17 protein-coding genes are annotated in these 17,545 nt (G+C 42.3%); 10 read left to right on the top strand and 7 right to left on the bottom strand.

All coding sequences use genetic code 11. The features are described 5' to 3' along the window. The 3 genes from tolA (at nt 1) to pal (ending at nt 3,399) form a co-directional block, all read left to right on the top strand. The gene (tolA, locus tag FTU09_RS02300; RefSeq protein ID WP_180079472.1) at nt 1-1,281 is read left to right on the top strand and encodes a cell envelope integrity protein TolA; all 1,281 of its coding nucleotides are present in this window, start codon (nt 1-3) and stop codon (nt 1,279-1,281) included. Nucleotides 1,282-1,474: 193 nt separating this feature from the next. Beyond that, on the top strand, nt 1,475-2,758 hold the full coding sequence (gene tolB, locus FTU09_RS02295) for a Tol-Pal system beta propeller repeat protein TolB (RefSeq protein WP_026438303.1): 1,284 nt from the start codon (nt 1,475-1,477) through the stop codon (nt 2,756-2,758). 71 nt (nt 2,759-2,829) lie between these two features. After that, nucleotides 2,830-3,399: a peptidoglycan-associated lipoprotein Pal gene (gene pal, locus FTU09_RS02290; protein WP_180079471.1), complete on the top strand. Its 570-nt coding sequence runs from the start codon at nt 2,830-2,832 to the stop codon at nt 3,397-3,399. Between the two features lie 156 nt (nt 3,400-3,555). On the opposite strand, the gene FTU09_RS02285 is transcribed toward pal, so the two are convergent. Beyond that, the gene (locus FTU09_RS02285) at nt 3,556-3,741 is read right to left on the bottom strand and encodes an NF038105 family protein (protein WP_004971800.1); all 186 of its coding nucleotides are present in this window, start codon (nt 3,739-3,741) and stop codon (nt 3,556-3,558) included. Between the two features lie 177 nt (nt 3,742-3,918). On the opposite strand from FTU09_RS02285, the gene FTU09_RS02280 reads away from it, so the two are divergent. The 5 genes from FTU09_RS02280 to FTU09_RS02260 all read left to right on the top strand — a co-directional run bounded on the left by FTU09_RS02280 (nt 3,919) and on the right by FTU09_RS02260 (nt 7,199). Continuing rightward, nucleotides 3,919-4,893: a class 1 fructose-bisphosphatase gene (locus tag FTU09_RS02280; RefSeq protein ID WP_004971801.1), complete on the top strand. Its 975-nt coding sequence runs from the start codon at nt 3,919-3,921 to the stop codon at nt 4,891-4,893. 50 nt (nt 4,894-4,943) lie between these two features. Further along, nucleotides 4,944-5,720, top strand: coding sequence for an RNA methyltransferase (locus FTU09_RS02275; protein WP_180050424.1), 777 nt, complete (start codon nt 4,944-4,946; stop codon nt 5,718-5,720). A gap of 156 nt (nt 5,721-5,876) precedes the next feature. Next, nucleotides 5,877-6,491: an RNA polymerase sigma factor gene (locus FTU09_RS02270; RefSeq protein WP_004971803.1), complete on the top strand. Its 615-nt coding sequence runs from the start codon at nt 5,877-5,879 to the stop codon at nt 6,489-6,491. Beyond that, nucleotides 6,488-6,808: a hypothetical protein gene (locus FTU09_RS02265; RefSeq protein WP_004971804.1), complete on the top strand. Its 321-nt coding sequence runs from the start codon at nt 6,488-6,490 to the stop codon at nt 6,806-6,808. Before FTU09_RS02270 ends, FTU09_RS02265 begins: the two co-directional genes overlap by 4 nt. After that, entirely contained in the window at nt 6,798-7,199 is a 402-nt protein-coding gene (locus FTU09_RS02260; protein ID WP_004971806.1) for a DUF3106 domain-containing protein, read from the top strand. The genes FTU09_RS02265 and FTU09_RS02260 overlap by 11 nt, the downstream gene beginning before the upstream one ends. 100 nt (nt 7,200-7,299) lie before the next feature. Here the strand turns inward: FTU09_RS02260 and FTU09_RS02255 are convergent, their stop codons facing one another. From FTU09_RS02255 to cxpE, 4 genes are all read right to left on the bottom strand, one after another. After that, entirely contained in the window at nt 7,300-9,714 is a 2,415-nt protein-coding gene (locus FTU09_RS02255) for a CSLREA domain-containing protein (RefSeq protein WP_257226844.1), read from the bottom strand. 57 nt (nt 9,715-9,771) lie between these two features. Further along, entirely contained in the window at nt 9,772-11,589 is a 1,818-nt protein-coding gene (gene rbtA / locus FTU09_RS02250; RefSeq protein ID WP_180079469.1) for a rhombotarget A, read from the bottom strand. Nucleotides 11,590-11,711: 122 nt separating this feature from the next. Further along, the gene (gene hda / locus FTU09_RS02245; protein ID WP_004971812.1) at nt 11,712-12,416 is read right to left on the bottom strand and encodes a DnaA regulatory inactivator Hda; all 705 of its coding nucleotides are present in this window, start codon (nt 12,414-12,416) and stop codon (nt 11,712-11,714) included. Nucleotides 12,417-12,430: 14 nt separating this feature from the next. Beyond that, nucleotides 12,431-13,651 (bottom strand): chloramphenicol efflux transporter CxpE, encoded by a 1,221-nt coding sequence (cxpE, locus tag FTU09_RS02240; protein ID WP_167845886.1) that lies wholly within the window; start codon nt 13,649-13,651, stop codon nt 12,431-12,433. A 134-nt stretch (nt 13,652-13,785) separates the two neighbouring features. Between cxpE and purM the strand changes: the two genes are divergently transcribed. Continuing rightward, nucleotides 13,786-14,856, top strand: a complete 1,071-nt coding sequence (gene purM, locus FTU09_RS02235) for a phosphoribosylformylglycinamidine cyclo-ligase (protein WP_104853216.1) — start codon at nt 13,786-13,788, stop codon at nt 14,854-14,856. Nucleotides 14,857-14,866: 10 nt separating this feature from the next. Then, a complete protein-coding gene (purN, locus tag FTU09_RS02230) occupies nt 14,867-15,496 on the top strand; it encodes a phosphoribosylglycinamide formyltransferase (protein ID WP_104853305.1) in 630 nt (209 codons plus the stop codon). Between the two features lie 89 nt (nt 15,497-15,585). Here purN and FTU09_RS02225 read toward each other — a convergent pair whose 3' ends face one another. Further along, entirely contained in the window at nt 15,586-16,404 is an 819-nt protein-coding gene (locus FTU09_RS02225; RefSeq protein ID WP_004971819.1) for an alpha/beta fold hydrolase, read from the bottom strand. Next, nucleotides 16,401-17,423 carry a signal peptide peptidase SppA gene (sppA, locus tag FTU09_RS02220; protein WP_004971820.1) on the bottom strand — a complete coding sequence of 341 codons (1,023 nt, stop codon included), beginning with the start codon at nt 17,421-17,423 and terminating at the stop codon, nt 16,401-16,403. The genes FTU09_RS02225 and sppA overlap by 4 nt, the downstream gene beginning before the upstream one ends. Nucleotides 17,424-17,545: the final 122 nt, after the last annotated feature.

Below are 17,545 nucleotides of genomic sequence, written 5' to 3'. Positions count from 1 at the left end.
ATGAAAGATTTTAAAAAGCCACCTTTTCAACAAAAAGCCATCGCGATTGGGTTCACCGTAGGTGTCCACCTTATCGCAGTGGTTGGCTTGCTTTATTTGGGCATGAGTAAAGCACCTGAGCCGCCTAAACCCATTAAAACGGTATTAATAAAACCAGAAGATTTAAAACCCTTATTAGAAACTAAATCTGCTGAAACCACACATGAAAATGTAGCAGAGCAAATTACTCAAACAGCCGAGCCTGCTCTTGAACCTGCCCCTGTCATTCCAACACCTGCAGCGGCTCCTACGCCACCCGCTCCTCAAGTTGATACACAAAAAACTGCACAAGCAGCAGAGGCTCAAGCACGTGCAGAACGACAAGCTGCTGAAGCCAAACAAATTGCAGAGGCTCAAGCACGTGCAGAACGACAAGCTGCTGAAGCCAAACAAATTGCAGAGCGACAAAAACTAGAAGCTGAACGCTTAAAAGCTCAACAAGCACGCGCCGAAGAACGTGCTCAACGAGAAGCTGACGCCAAAGCAAAAGCTCAAGCCGATGCCAAAGCACGTGCTGAAGCAGATGCTGTACGTCGTAAAGAAGCCGAAGCCCTGAAAAAAGCAGAAGCGGCAGAAAGACGTCAACTCGAAGCCAATGCAGCAGCAAAACGCAAAGCTGAAGCAGATGCAAAAGCCAAGGCAGATGCTGAGGCAAAACGTAAAGCTGACGCAGATGCAAAAGCCAAAGCTGATGCAAAACGTAAAGCTGACGCAGATGCAAAAACCAAAGCAGATGCCGATGCAAAACGTAAAGCTGCAGCAGATGCAAAAGCCAAAGCTGATGCCGACGCAAAACGTAAAGCTGCTGCAGATGCAAAAGCCAAAGCTGATGCCGAAGCAAAACGTAAGGCTGACGCAGATGCAAAAGCCAAAGCTGATGCCGAAGCGAAGGCACGTGCCGATACTGAAGCCAAAGCTTCAGCTGCCAAACAAGCTGCAGAAGAAGCCGCTCAGAAAAAGGCCGAAGTAAGACGTATTGCATCCACAGCTAAACGTGATTTTGAAAATAAAATTAGACGAGCATGGGATACCCCAGCAGGTTCTTCAGGTCAACGTGCAACTGCTCGTGTGACTTTAAGTGACAGTGGTGCAGTTCAGTCTGTCGTGGTTAATTCTAGCGATCCTGATATGAAGGCCAGTGTAGAGGCTGCCGTTCGTGCTGCTGCGCCTTATCCGATGCCGTCAGACTCAGAGGCACGACGCGAAGCACGTAGCTTCACCTCTACCTTTACAGCACAATAAGTTACCAGTTAGCCGAATAACATCTATTCGGCTAACTCCTTCTCAAAATATTCGTGAGTATAAATAAATTTAAATTTTCACAGTGTTATAACAGTTTTATTATAAATTCATGCTTTCATTCCTACCAAAGCATGCCATTATGTACCACAATTACATCCAAAAAAGTTATGTTGATTTGAGAAAATAGCGAATGATGGAAACAACGCGTAAACACCTACTTTGTCTTGCTATTTTAACTGCGCTTAGCCCAGTTTTAAGCACACAATCTTTTGCACAACTGCATTTAGAAATTGCCAAAGCACCAGAAGAAGCACCTAAAATTGCGATTGTGCCGTTTGGCAATGATCAAAGTATTTATCCTATTGTAGAAAACGATTTAAACCGTTCAGGCAAATTCACCAGTTCATCTAAAAACCTTGCTGCAACTGCAAGCATGAACAATCCAAATGCAGCTGCATGGCAAGCCGCAGGTGTACCTTATGTGGTGACGGGAAATGTCAAAGCCACTGCAGAAGGCGGTTATGAAGTTCATTACCAACTTTATGATGTGCAAAAACAGCAATACTTATTGAATGAATTATTAAGCGTGCCTGCGTCACGCGTACGTTCTGCTGCACACATGATCAGTGATGCCATTTATGAAGCACTCACGGGCATTAAAGGTGACTTTAGCGGACGCATTGCTTATGTACTGCGCAACCCTGCAACACCTGAACAACGCTATACCCTGCAAATTGCCGATACTGATGGTGAACAGCCTAAAACTATTTTGACTTCGCGTGATCCTATTTTATCGCCTGCGTGGACACCAGATGCCAAAAAAATTGCCTATGTGTCGTTTGAAACCAAGCGTCCTGCTATTTATGTGCAAGACTTAGCGACAGGTCAGCGTGAAAAATTAGCCAGTTTCCGTGGTTTAAATGGTGCTCCAAGCTTCTCACCAGATGGTCAAAGCATGTTGTTTACCGCATCCATGCATGGCAATCCAGAAATTTATCAAATGAATTTAAGCACCCGTGAACTGCGACGCATGACCAATGACAGTGCGATTGATACCGAAGCACGTTATGCACCAGATGGTAAATCATTTATTTACACTTCAGATCGTGGTGGTTCCGCACAAATTTATCGTTATGACTTTGCCACAGGCAGCAGCAAACGCCTAACCTTCCGCGGTGCATTTAACGCACGTGGTACGCTCAGTGCCGACGGTCGTAAACTGGCATTGGTACATCGTCCAAGTGGCAGTAACTACAAAGTCGCAATTCAAGACATCAACACCAATATCACCAATATTTTAACCCCAACCAGTTTGGATGAGTCGCCAAGCTTCTCACCAAATGGGCAAATGGTAGTGTACGCGACACGCGAAGGCGCACGTGGCTTATTGTCGATTATGTCTTTAGATGGTCGCTTCCGCATGAACTTACCAAGTGAGCAAGGCGAAGTGCGTGAACCTGCGTGGGCACCAAAATAATGAGTACCCGCAAAGTAAATACGTTTTCAGTTCTGTTTTAAAACCAAAAATCAAGCTTCATGGAGATGAGGATGAACGCAGTGAAATTATTGGTACTCCCTGTTTTGGCATCGGCTTTAGTGATGACAGGTTGTGCAAACCGCAAAACAACGACTGACTCACAAGCAGGTCAAACACCAAGTGGTGCAACTACAGTCAACACCCAAGGTTTGAGTGAAGATGCAGCTTTAAATGCACAAAACCTTGCAGGTGCATCTGCCAAAGGTGTAACCGAAGCCAACAAAGCTTTCTTGGCAAAGCGCGTGGTGCATTTTGACTACGACAGCAGCGAATTATCTAATGATGATTACCAGACCCTACAAGCACATGCACAGTTTCTAATGGCGAATGCCAACTCTAAAGTAGCGCTTACAGGTCATACCGATGAACGCGGTACACGCGAATACAACATGGCTTTAGGCGAGCGTCGTGCCAAAGCGGTTGAGAGCTTCTTAATCACCAGCGGCGTTAACGCAGGTCAGCTTGAAGCAGTGAGCTATGGTAAAGAAATGCCAGTCAACCCTGGACATGATGAAAATGCATGGAAAGAAAACCGTCGCGTAGAAATTAACTACGAAGCTGTTCCACCATTATTGAAATAATAATTTGCTGTTTGGGAAAAACTCGTTTAGAACGTGTTTCCCCAATACGAAAAAAGCGCTCTTTATTACAAGGGCGCTTTTTTATGACATAAAAAACTGGGCGAACGAATATTTTAAAAACTAACAGATAAGTGCAGAAATACAGCTTTGCTTCAGTTATTCCGACTCGGCATCAGCTTTTGCAGTTTGCATAGATTCAATCAAATCATGCTTGTTAAACTTTTTATATTCAGGTTTAGACTCGTAATCTTTCCAAGCGGCTTTCATCTTGTCCTCAGAAATATCGTCTAAACTAATCCCTTCGCTTGGCGTTGGAGTCGCATCAAACTTTAACGTTGTCATATCTGTGCTCCTATCTCAAATTAAATCCTTCACATCAACATAGCACTTTCTGCAGGACTTGCAAGGGTAAAATCACAGCAAATAGTCGAGTTTAATTTTTCTTTTAACGCGTTCTCATCTAAACTATTGCAGCATATTGTTATCCTCATTTTTGCAGTCATTCGGAGTTTTCCAGTCATGTCATACCGCACCCTTTCCCAATTTCTACAACAACAAACTGGAAATTTAACACCCGAACTTGCTCAAGTGATTGAAACTATAGCCAATACTTGCAAAACAATTGACCAAACATTACAAAAAGGTGCATTGGCGGGCGTATTAGGCAGTGCCCAAAATGAAAACGTACAAGGCGAAGAACAAAAGAAATTAGATGTTATTTCAAATGATTATTTAATTGAAGCGTTACAAAAACATCCTAATGTGGGTGGTTTGGCGTCGGAAGAATTAGACGAATTCACTCCTGCTCAGGAAAATGGTCAATATTTAGTGTTATTTGACCCACTGGATGGTTCAAGCAACATCGACATCAATATGTGTGTGGGTACCATTTTCTCAATTTTACCTGCAAAAAATGCCGTGACCCAAGCTGCAGACTTTATGCAAGCAGGTACACAACAAGTTGCTGCAGGTTATGTCCTGTATGGCCCATCTACCATGATGGCGCTCACTGTTGGTGCAGGCGTGGTATTCTTTACCTTTGACCCAGAAAGCCAAGAGTTTTTGGTGACTGCAGACAACATTCAAGTTGCTGCCGATACAAAAGAATACGCGATCAATGCTTCAAACCAACGCCATTGGGAAGCACCTGTAAAACGCTATATTGATGAACTTTTGGCTGGTAAAACTGGGCCACGCGAAAAAGACTTTAACATGCGTTGGGTTGCATGTATGGTGGGCGATATTCACCGTATCCTTTGCCGTAGCGGGGTTTTCATGTATCCATACGACTTAAAAGACCCGAAAAAAGCAGGTCGTTTACGTTTAATGTATGAAGCCAATCCAATGAGTATGCTCATGGAACAAGCAGGCGGTGCGGCAACCACAGGTCGTGTGCGTATTTTAGACATCCAACCCACAGACCTACATCAACGTGTGCCTGTCATCATTGGCTCAAAAAATGAAGTCGATTTGGTCAGCAGCTACCATCAATAATTTTTAACAGCAGCAGTCGGCCATTCGCTGACTGCTGTGGATTTTATCGCATGCCTACGATTTTTTTAGAATCAAAAGATAACCCGAAAATTAAACACTTACGTGGTTTAATTGAACAAAATAACTATCGCAAAAAACAGGGACAAACGGTACTTGAAGGTACACATTTGTGTCTGGCGTGGTTACATGAAAATAAAAAAATCAATTCGATTTTTACCACCGAACATGCACTAAGCCATCCTGACTATGAGCGTATTTTGGCTAAATACACAGGCGTGGTCTTTGTCATTGGCGAATCTTTATATAAAGATTTAAGCACTTTAGGCACTTCCCTTGCCTGTTTAGCCATTGTCGACGTGCCAAGTTCAAGCCAAGCTTTAGACTTTAAAGCAGACACACTGATTTTAGAAAATGTGCAAGATCCGGGTAATGTCGGGACCTTATTGCGCTCTGCAGCAGCAGCAGGTATTGAACAAATTATTTGTACCAAAGGTTCTGCCTCACTTTGGTCGCCACGGGTGTTACGTGCAGGCATGGGCGCACACTTTAGCTTGCATACCTTTGAAAATATTGAACTCGAAGATCTCTTAGCACAATTTCAGATTCCTGTATATGTGACCAGTTCACACCATGCAGAAAGTCTCTATTCCAAAAATCTGCGTAAGGCTTGCGTCTGGATTCTAGGCAATGAAGGTCAAGGTGTGTCCGATTATGCCTTACAGCATGCAGAAGCGGTAAGTATTCCACAACCAGGTGGACAGGAATCTTTGAATGTGGCAATTGCAGGCTCAATCTGTTTCTTTGAAATGGTACGCCAACGTCTGTAAATGGTTAATTTATTTTAAAAAGACTAGCCCTGCAAAAAAAATAGATTAGACTGAAAATAATAACTTGCAATGTCAACCAAACCATTGTTTTTAGCGTTATAAAAATATGATGTTAAAAATAATGGTGGGTATCCAATGACAGGATTTTCCATCTCTATGGATTTAAACCCGAAGTCGTCACACTCGGAAAATTTGAGTGCTCTTAAGAGTACGGCTGAGCAACGTCTGAAGAATTTCATGCAAGACGTAACGGGGCGTGCCTTAGTGATGATGGAAAGTGCAACGCAAGGACAGCACGGCATTGCTATGGATTTGGTGCAAGAAGCCTTTATTTCCTTGCATAAATCTTATGCTGACAAAGCCACAGAGGAATGGTATCCCCTGTTTTACACCATTTTAAATAACAAATTACAAGATTGGCGTCGTAAAGAAGCTCGCCGCGCTCAACCGTTTTCATGGTTCAAAAAAATCAGTTTAGATGATGACGATGTTGAACAACTTGATATTGTCGATGAGCAAGCACTCAATCCTGCAGAGTTTTTAGATCAAGCTGTGACTGTAGAAGAAATTCAGGCAGCAATTGCGGGGCTTCCTGTGCGGCAACAACAAGCTTTTATGTTACGTGCTTGGGAAGGTTTTGATACGCAAACCACCGCACAAATTATGAACTGCACTGAAGGCAGTGTAAAAACGCATTATCACCGTGCTATTCAAGCTTTACGCAACAGTTTGGCACATATGAATCCGTATCTGGGAGGATCATCAGAATGAAACAAGATGATTTCTTAAAACAAGTGACATCTAAACTTGATGGATTGGCTCGCCACCATCAAGACAAAGCCGCGGTCATGAATCATGTCTTGGACAATATTCAAGACAAGAAAACATCGCGCTATGGGCTTTGGAAAATGTCAGGTTTTGCATTGGCTGCGGCAATTGCAGGTTTTGTGGTCTTGCCAAATTCAATGGAAATGACCACACAGCCGCAGAATCAAGCTGTATCTGTTCCTAAACTTTCTCCACAAATGGTGGAAGATTTAGAAATGTTAATGGTGTTGGGTGAGGACAAAGTTCCACATGGCAGCTAAACGAATTGTGATTGCGTGTTGTGCGCTCAGTTTTTTACAAACCAGTTTTGCAGGGTTTGAGCGTTTTTGGATTTTTTCCAAAGATGCAGATACGCAAATTTCAGAAACCTGGGAAACTCTTTCTGAAGAAGAACAATTGGCCTTAATTAAGCGCTATCAAAACTTAAAAGAAATTCCTGCAGAAAAAAGCGTAGCTTTACAGCAGCGGATGGATTGGTTTACTCAACTGCCTGATAGCGAAAAACAAAAAATGCGTGAAACTTGGCAAAAAATGAGCACGCAAGAACGTCGTGAATTAGGACAACGCTTGCAACAAGCAACACCTGAACAACGACCTTTAATTCGTCAGGAATACATTCTTAAATATCAGCAGCCTGCAATGAGTCACTAATTTTATCTGTTCATGGATAATAGAAAGTACTTGAAGTCACCAATAACAAAAGCCTCATCGTGTAAAACAGATGAGGCTTTTGCAATAAAGAGTCGGTAGATTACGATTTTCTTGGACGTTGACGATAGAACGCCAATCCGATTAAACCAAACATACCCCAGAAACCTAAGCTTCCCCCACCGCCACCACTGGCTTCATAATTGGTATTTTTCGCTGTATTTTCTAAAGTAATGGTCGCTTCAGGCGATAATTCCAGTTCATGATCGAAAATCGTGTATTTCAGCTCATAATCAAATGGACTAAAGCTATTTCGTACTTGAACCTGAATATTGCCACCATAACAAATTTCACGTGCATAATCCCCAGGACAAGGTGCTTGACGATCTGCCGTAAGTACCACACCTGAAGGTACTTGTGTAAAACGAATTGCCAGTTCTTGTCCTGTACTATCTTTATAGAATGCAGGCTTATTGGTATTTTCAGCTAAAGTACTGATTATGCCATCCCCACCATCGCTATCATTCAGCAATGGATTAAAACTCACTTTGAGGTCTGTACCATATTCAAGTCGTACACGATCATCTTTTGCAATTGGGGCAATATTGCTAAATTTACCTTCAAGTAAGCCCGAAGAATGCAAATTACTGTCCAATTTTGAGGTAATGGTGTATTTACAATACGCTGAATCGGTTGCTTCTGTGACTTTATCATTCAGTCGATACATCACAATCCGTTGCAACTGTGCATCCCATTCACATTTGAATAGTGGATCTTGGGTCAATTTATCGGTACTAAATGTGGTACCTGAACCCGAAATTGCACCAATCCCCAATACTTCAGTGCTAATGCTAAAGTTGTCAGAATTAAGCTGTCTTAACTGAACAAATTTCCCATCTGCAGTTGGTTCATCTTGCTTTAATGCCATCGCAAATGGATCAACATAAATGGCACGATATTGCTGCTTAGCTTTGGTATTCGCCAACAAATCCTGCATCGTTTTCAAATCAGTACGCGATTGAGAAACGACCGAAGATGCAGCATCTTTACTTTGATCTATCGCAGACTGAATACGGTCAATTTGTTGCTGATAATTGGCAAATAAACTTTCATAAGAGACATTACGCAAGCTTTGAATATCGGCTGCATTTAAGCGCATCACTTCTACAGAGCCAATTTCACAGGTATTTTTTGCATCAGGATTTAAAGTTAAAGTTGCATTACTCACCCGCGCTAAACCACGTTGTTCATAATCACTACACCCCATGCTGTTTACATCAATCAAATCTTTCGCAGGATCTGAACCAAGTTTTGGATAATACAACGGCAGGAATAAATTATAAGCAGATGGTTCTTGCAAGGGCTGCAATACTTGATCAAAGCTAAGCCCTGTCAAATCCAAATTTTTAGCACCATCATTAGAACTATTTGCTGTTTCAGGCAAATCACACTCGCCTTGCTCTGTCGCTGATCCCATTGCGAATAAGGCATTGCGAATTGTGTTGATGTTGCGCGCCTGCTCTAAGCTCGCAGGGAATGCATAACGACAAGATTTACCTTGGTTAAAGGCCAACATATTAAAAGAGAGGACAATACGTGGATAATTGTCATAAAACAAAGTACTCAATGCTTTATTTTCAACAATGGTATTACTTTGCAAATACACCTGTGACAAAGTGCTAAGCGGATGATTTTCTGCATTACTTAAGTTAAAGATATGACCTTTGCTGGTATTAGCTTGGTTTTGTGCAATCGTACTGGCAGTCAACGCAAGATCTGGTTGGCCGCAAAGATCAAAAGTACTAAGACTATTTGCAGCACCATTTTTCACAATACTGCTGCGGTCAATTTTCACCATAGAGCGTGTATTGACCAAGTTGGCACTACAATCCATTGCCAACACACTACCTACTTTGGCTTGGTTCGCATGGATATAAGCATTCTCTAAATTGACTTGACGCTCCGCTTGATGAGCAACAACGTAAATTGCACCACCTTGTTCTGCATGCGAATTTTGAATTTCGACATTGTTCGCAGCTAATGGGCCTGCCACAAATAATGCACCACCCTTGCCTGCATCTGCAGGGTTTGCATTACCACCACCATGGGCATTCCCATTTTTTAGAATGACATCGTATAGCGCCACGCTGGCTTGGGTATCTGAAGTATTGATAATGCGGCTATTGCCATGTGCATTAATAGTGGTTTTTAACGGTGCAATTGAAGGATAACGATGTGTAATTGGATCTACTTGGTTATAGTCGACCGCTGTCGCCCCATAAATACGCACCATAGATTGCGGGCGTAATTCTGAGTTTAAGATATATTCCCCAGCCTGCAACTGAATCATATCGGTTGCACCACGGTTGGTATTGCCTGCGCTACATCCACCGAACGCAATATTCTGCTTGGCCGCAACTAACGCTTCACGTAATGAACATTTGCTTAAGTCTTCACCATTTTGATCTTCAAAGGTCGTGACCTGAATCACACGATTATCTGCTGCCATAAGCGACATAGCAGACAGCACCATTATCCCTAATAGTGTTTTTTTATTATTTTTCATATTCATCCTTTATGCTTTTCTACGGCTTAAACCCAACAAGCCCAATAAAGCCATTAATCCGTAAGCGCTCCATGCACCGCCAGAAACTTTTATTTTATCGCTTTCCATACGATTTTCATGTTCTTGAATAACTTGGACTTTCACTTCCATATAAGGTGTTGTGCTGTTAAAGCGTGTGGTGCTGGTAACTAATTTAACTTTAAAGACATCTGCACCATGCCAAGCAGAATCTGGGGTATATACCAAATTCCCCAACTCATCTACGGTCAATTTTCCTTTAGAACGTGTATCGAGTTGCTCAATTTGCACACAACCTGCTTGCCATGCTTGGCCTGTCGGATTGTTTGGATAGACTTGATCACAAAATTCTTTAGGCACCAAATCACTATCACCCAACAAATCACTCACCGACATTTTAGCAATTTGACCCGCCAAAATATCTTGACCTATAAGCCCCATAGTTTCAGGAACCACCACCTCTATTGCACCACGGTCACATAAGGTAATATCTGACTGACGGTTTTTACCGCGCTGATCTGAAGCAGCACAACCGACTACCTTATTATCCCCCAGTTGTAATTGCCCCTGATTCAACACCACAGAATCTTTCAGGCTGTTATAACTGAGCAATACGCGTGGGCGCATAAAGCCCAAGAATGAGTTTTCAGGAACTTGATATGGACAAAAGAGTGCCGTTTTATCTTGACTGAGGGTTTGGCATGCACCTTCAAGCAGATTACCTGCAAGCACCGAATTTGCAGTCCATAGCGTATTTGGATAGTTGCTATCGCCTGCTCCACAGCCTGCGCCGACTAAATTATTTTGCAATCTTGTTGCATCTGAACCTGCTTGCACACAGTTTGCTGCAGTATTGACACTGATAGGATGTGGATTACCCAAAATCACACTATTGGCAATATAGGCTTTACCCAAAGGTGCGTTGAGATACACACCACGGCTGTTACCAATCAAGCTAATGTTATTGACACCAATATCATCCAGCACATTCATGACATAGCCTTCATTTGCAGTAAAAGTACTGCTCACGATCATATTCCCCATACTAGGAAAGGCTTTGATTTCTTCATCTGCCAAACTTGCTGCAGAATAGAGATTGGCTGAAGCAACTGATATGGTTTTGTTGCCTTTAAATACTGAAGTTGTAATCACAAAGCGTGGGAATTGCGTATAAATGACGCCACCTTCCTGCGCTTGGTTAGCTTCAAGCAAGCTATTTTTGATCTCAATAAAACCTGCAGGGATCTTCTCGTCAGTCATTTGTGCGAGGTTATAAATTGCCCCACCTTGATTGGCTACACCCTGACTCAGTTTCACATAGTCTAAAATTAAATGTTCGTTATTATAAATCAGACCACCTTGTTGCTGACGACAGCGTTCCTCACCGCAGCCCTGTAAAGTTAATTCTTTTAAAGAAACTTTTAAGAAACGATCCTTGCTATCTTCAATGTGGAAAATTCGCTCATTGCCGCGCATCTGAATCGTGGCATTATTCAAACCTGGGGCAGTTTTATCATTCAGACTACTGTCATAGGTGGTTTTAATTTCAAGGTTTTCTGTAATTTTAAGTTGAGTATCAATTTGATAGACGGCTTTCTTTTCTAATAAAATCACACTTGAGGCATTTTTGCCGCCACAGCCCAAATAGCCTTCTTCAGGCATGCCTAAATTAATATACTCAATGGCTTCACGCAAAGAACATTGTTGATCATCTGCTTTGGTGTCAGCAGTGGTGGTGACAATGATATTACTACTATATGCATGACCTGCGATAAACAGCATACCAATGCCGATGCTCTGCTTGAGCATAAGCGTACTCCTTGTAATTTTCTTTGTTTTTTTTCTTCTTTAGTTGCAAATTCCCTGCAACTTCGAATTATTTTCCGAATAATTTGGCATAGCTTGCGCAAATTCTCAAGTAATTTTAATTTTTACCGATATTCGTCAATTAAAGCATAAATCTGACGCAGGTTTGCGCCACTTAATTTCGTTTTCTCTCCTTTAAGTAATTGCACCAACTGTTCAAGGCTTTGCAGCAAAATCGAGGTCTGCTGTGGGCCATGTAACAATAAGTAATCAATAATTTGTGGGTCGATGATAATCCCGCGACGCTCTAACACGGAACTCACTAAAGCTTGTCGGTCTGCATACAAACTGCCTGAAGGCACTTTAACACTCACTGCCTGCGTCAAACGTGATTGCAAATCGGGCAATTCAAGCTTTAATTCAATCGGTGCAAAACGTGATGAAAACACCAACTGACCACCAACCTCATTGCTGTAATTGATTAAGTGAAACACCGCACGTTGCCAATGTGGTACACCACTAATCGCTTCAATATCGTCTAAAGCAACCAAATCATAACGGTCTAAAGAGGTAATTGCTTCAGTGGGGGCATCCAATAATTCAAGTAAAGATACTTTAATGGCTGATTTGCCAATTTCTAAATAGGAATCACAAATTGCAGACAATAAATGACTTTTGCCTGTACCCGCACCACCATAGACATAAAAGCGATTGACCAATCCTGCATGAAGCTGTCGAACTGCATCAATCACATGCCCCCAACCTGGACCAGAAAAATCACTGATCCGTGCATCTAATTGAGGCTCGATATCTAACTGCAGTTGACGCATAGAATTGTAATCACCTAGGAGTTTTGCTGATCTGAGGGCTTTATCTTACTTGATTTTTCAGTCTGTTGCAGTGAATTTGCTGACTGAGGATCAAGCTCAATATCAATATGAACTTGTGCTGTATCAATGCTGATGTCACCCGATGCACCATCTTCCGACACCACCACAGGTTGCCCATACAAATAACTTTTTTCGTAAAAATCACGTAAATGACGCAGTAAAACCACAATCACTGCTGCTACTGGTAAAGCAATCAACATCCCCATGAATCCAGCCAGTTGTGCACCTGCTAAAACAGCAAACACCACCGCGACTGGCGAAAGCCCGATTTTATCACCCAATAAAAACGGTTGTAGAATATAGCCTTCCACCGCCTGTCCAATCATAAAGACCACAAGGACTAAAACCAATTGCATCCAGTCAATGCCAAATTGTAGGAAAGTGGCAATAATGGCTGCAACAATCCCTACAGCGAAACCTAAATACGGAATAATACTAGCAAGTCCCGCAACCATCCCAATAATCAAACCGACTTCTAAACCAATCAGTTGCAATCCAGTCGCATAAACGACGCCCAACAAGATCATCACCAAAAACTGACCTTTAACGAAAGCACCTAATACACTGTGACATTCTTGCACCACAGCTAAAGTGCTTTGCTCATAAGGACGCGGAATTAAGCGACGCAGGCTGTCGAGCATACGCTGCCAGTCGAGTAGAAAATAGAAAGCAATAATTGGAATCAGCACTACGGTACCACCAATTTGAATAAAATTCAGACCAGACTGTGCAACACTCAATAACATGGCCTGAATACTATCGGCACTATAATTGGTTTGCACATAATCCATGACGATGCTGCTCATGTGCGAGGTATCAATTTCCATTTCTTCAATATGAAAAGTCGAAGACACCCACGGCAAGAAGGTCGAATTGATCCAGTTAATACCGACAGGAATACTGTCACGCGCAATCATCAACTGCTTCCAAACCAAAGGAATGATGTACCAAACTGCCAAAGTCAGCGCGATGCCAATCCCAATAAAAACCAAACTGATAGATAGCCAACGTGGCAAACCGACTTTGCAAAATTGTTCAACCAATGGGCTAAATAAATAAGCCATGAAAAATGCAACAACAAAAGGAATGACAACCGGTTTTAATAAGTACAGCACCCAAAGGAGCAGAACTATCCCAGACAGGATAAAAATGCGACGCAAGGTACGATCGACCATAGAAATTCGCCTTTTTTCAGTTTATTCGTTATAGAAGTTAAAATATTTGAATAAAGATAGCATTTTAGCGCATAAATAACATAAGAGTTTCGTATATTCAGGTATAATCGCCCCGCGAATGCGGAGACTTCATTATGAGCAACTCAACCTCTAACCCAACCACTGGTTTAAGCTATAAAGATGCTGGTGTCGATATTGAAGCGGGCGACGCGTTAGTCGATCGTATCAAATCTGTCGCTAAGCGCACGACTCGTCCTGAAGTGATGGGTGGATTAGGCGGCTTTGGCGCACTTTGTAAAATTCCGAAAGGTTATGAAGAACCTGTGCTCGTATCTGGCACAGATGGTGTAGGAACTAAATTACGTTTAGCGTTGAACCTAAACCGCCATGACACAATTGGTCAAGATTTGGTGGCAATGTGTGTAAATGACTTGCTGGTGTGCGGTGCTGAACCTTTATTCTTCTTAGACTACTATGCAACAGGTCACTTAAATGTAGACGTTGCAGCCAATGTTGTTACAGGAATTGGTAAAGGCTGTGAGCTTGCAGGCTGTGCGCTTGTAGGTGGTGAAACTGCTGAAATGCCAGGCATGTATGAAGGTGAAGATTACGATCTTGCAGGCTTCTGTGTGGGCGTGGTTGAGCAAAGCAAAATTATTGATGGCTCTAAAGTAAAAGCTGGTGACGTTCTGATTGGTGTCGCTTCTTCAGGTGCACACTCAAACGGTTACTCTTTACTTCGTAAAATTTTAGACGTAAAAAATGTTGATTTAACTCAACTAGTCGATGGTCGTCCACTGGCTGACGTTGCCATGGAACCAACACGCATTTATGTCAAATCAATGCTTGAACTGTGCAAACAAGTTGATGTGCATGCTATGGCGCACATTACGGGTGGCGGTTTACCAGGTAACTTACCACGTGTATTGCCAAATGGTGCGCAAGCAGTGATTGACGAATCATCTTGGGAATGGCCAGAACTGTTCAAATTGTTACAACGTGAAGGCGGTGTAGAACAGTTTGAAATGTATCGCACCTTTAACTGTGGTGTAGGTATGGTTGTTGTTGTAGATGCCAACGATGCAGACAAAACAGTTGAGCTTCTCAACAGCCTTGGCGAAAAAGCTTGGGTGATGGGTCATATTCAAGACAACGCCGAATCCGTTGAAGGCGCAGATGAAAAAATTCGCGTAATTTTTGCGTGATTTGACTCAGATGATCAAAATAGCTGTCCTCGTTTCAGGCAGCGGAAGTAACTTACAAGCCCTGATAGATGCCAATCTTTCAGGGCAAATTGTTGGGGTTATTTCCAATAAGCCTGATGCTTATGCTTTACAACGCGCTCAACAAGCAGGGATTCAAACTGCAGTGATTGAGCACAAACAATATCCGAGTCGTGAATTATTTGATGATGTCATGCATCAACAATTACTTGCATGGGATGTTGATTTGGTGGTGCTTGCGGGCTTTATGCGTATTTTAAGTGCCAAATTTGTGCACGCTTGGGAAGGTAAAATGCTCAACATTCATCCTTCACTCTTGCCGCATTATAAAGGCATGCACACCCATCAACGTGTACTCAATACAGGCGATACTTTACATGGTTGTACCGTGCATTATGTCACTGCTGAATTAGATGCAGGTCAAGCACTGGCACAAGGTGTGTTGCAAGTAAACATCCACGATGATGCCGAAAGCTTGGCGAACCGTGTGCATGTGTTGGAGCATTTGATTTATCCGCAAGTGGTTGAATGGATTTGTAACGGAACCATTCAGCACACTGCGCAAGGTGTGATGTATCGCCAACAACTGATACAACAACCTGTGCAGTTTTGCAATTTTTAAATATTCTTTAAGTATGTAGCTTTTGATATATACGAAAAAACGCCTGTTGATCAGGCGTTTTTTATGGTTCGTATTTGGTTCAGACTGAATTAAACAGAAGCAGCTTTACTCTGCTGTGCTTGAATCAAATCTTTAATCAACTGCACCGTCGCTTCAGGTTTTTCTAAAGGGAACATATGTCCACCTTCAACCACCTGATAAGCAATGTTGAATTTCTTGGCGGTAATTTGTGGGAAACCTGCTTTTAAGAACGGCCCTTTTTTTGCAATCACCAATTCTGTCGGCACTTGCAGTTTTGCTTGCGGTAACCACCACAGTGATGGATTGGTTCTAAAAATATTGACCTCGTCCATTTTTGGAATGGTCAATTGTACTCCGCCTCGCACATGGTCATCAGTCAAAGCATGCTCGATATAAGCCTGAAAACAATCGGCATCGAAATCTTGATAAAAACCTTTCGGACGCAATAAGTCTGCTGCTTGCTCACGACTTTCCCAATGATCACGACGGCGCAAAGACAAAGATGCAGGCGACAGTTGATCTACTGCTTTAAGCTTAAACATTTTGGCAAAATGTAAAAACACCGATGCTTTACCCATAATTAAAGGTGGATCAAGCATGATCACTTGTTCAAATAATTCAGGGCGTTGTAAAGAGGCTTGAAACGACAACACTGCACCTAAAGAATGCCCCAACGCAATCACTTTACGTCCCTGAGCTTGACGTACAACACTATCAATCACTTGTTGGGTTAAGCTTTGCCAATGATTATCAATCGGATAACGCTTATCTGGCCCCAACAAAGGGACGTAAATCACATCGTAATCATCTTTAAGTAAATCAAACAGTTTTTGATAAACCTTCGATGGCACGCCATTGGCATGCGCAAAATGAATCAGTGGTTTCATTGTAATTTCGCGTTTTGCTCAGTCTGAATATGTTGAGATAAAGAAGTGGCAAAGCCCTCTCCCACTGCTGCCCCCATACGACCCAACACAGAGTCTAAAGGACTGTGTTCAATGGTATAGTTCACTGTTTTATCTAGGTTTAAATCACGCTTCAGGCTATTTAAACTGCCAATCTTATCGGCAATGCCTAAAGTCACGGCTTGCTCACCTGTCCAGAACAGACCTGAGAAAATCGCAGGATCTTGTGATTTCAGTTTCGCGCCGCGTCCATCTTTCACTGCTTGAATAAAGTGGCCATGCACATTATCTAATACGGCTTGCACATGTTTTTTCTGTTCAGGATCAACAGGTTGTGTCATCGACAATAAGGCTTTATTTTCACCTGAGGTCATAGTACGATCTTCCACACCCATCTTCTGCATTAAACCGCTCAGCCCATAATTTGGCATAATCACGCCAATTGAACCCACCAAACTTGATGGATTGACAATAATTTCATCTGCAGCGGAAGCAATGTAATACGCACCTGAAGCGCCAGTATCGCCAATCACGGCATAGAGTTTTTTCCCTTGATGCTGTTTTTTCAGATATTGAATTTCTTGCCAGATTTCATCTGACTGCACAGGTGAACCACCCGGAGAATTAATATTTAGCACCACCGCCTGACTGTTGCTGTTTTCATAGGCTTTTTTCAGTGACTTGATGGTATCATTGCTGTTCACACTTTGCTTATCAGATGCAATTGTGCCAACAATATCCACCACCGCGATATGTGGACTCGCTGCCGATGGATTCGTGGTCGTGGTACTGCACCCTTTGCCCATTATCACCAACAGTAAAAATATATAAGCAAAAGTTAAAAACTTAAAGAAAATCCCCCAACGACGTGCACGACGTTGTTCTTCAACTGAAGCTAAAACAGCTTTTTCTAATAGTTTCCACTCATTGCCTGTGGGCTGCTGTGCTTGTGGAGATATTTGTTGTGATTCATTTTGTGGTTTTGGTGGCCAATCGGACATGAAACAATCCAAAAAATAGTAAATTTGCTCCATTATATACACGGAATTGGCAAAAACTGTCTAAAGCCTGTATTTTCTCCTATAATATTTTACATCTTTATCCTTTCTATCAATTGATGCTG

This window comes from Acinetobacter sp. YH12058 (genome assembly GCF_013419805.1).
Lineage (GTDB): Bacteria > Pseudomonadota > Gammaproteobacteria > Pseudomonadales > Moraxellaceae > Acinetobacter > Acinetobacter towneri.
The sequence above is the reverse complement of the archived record's forward strand: the minus strand, read 5'-3'. Positions and strand labels throughout refer to the sequence as shown.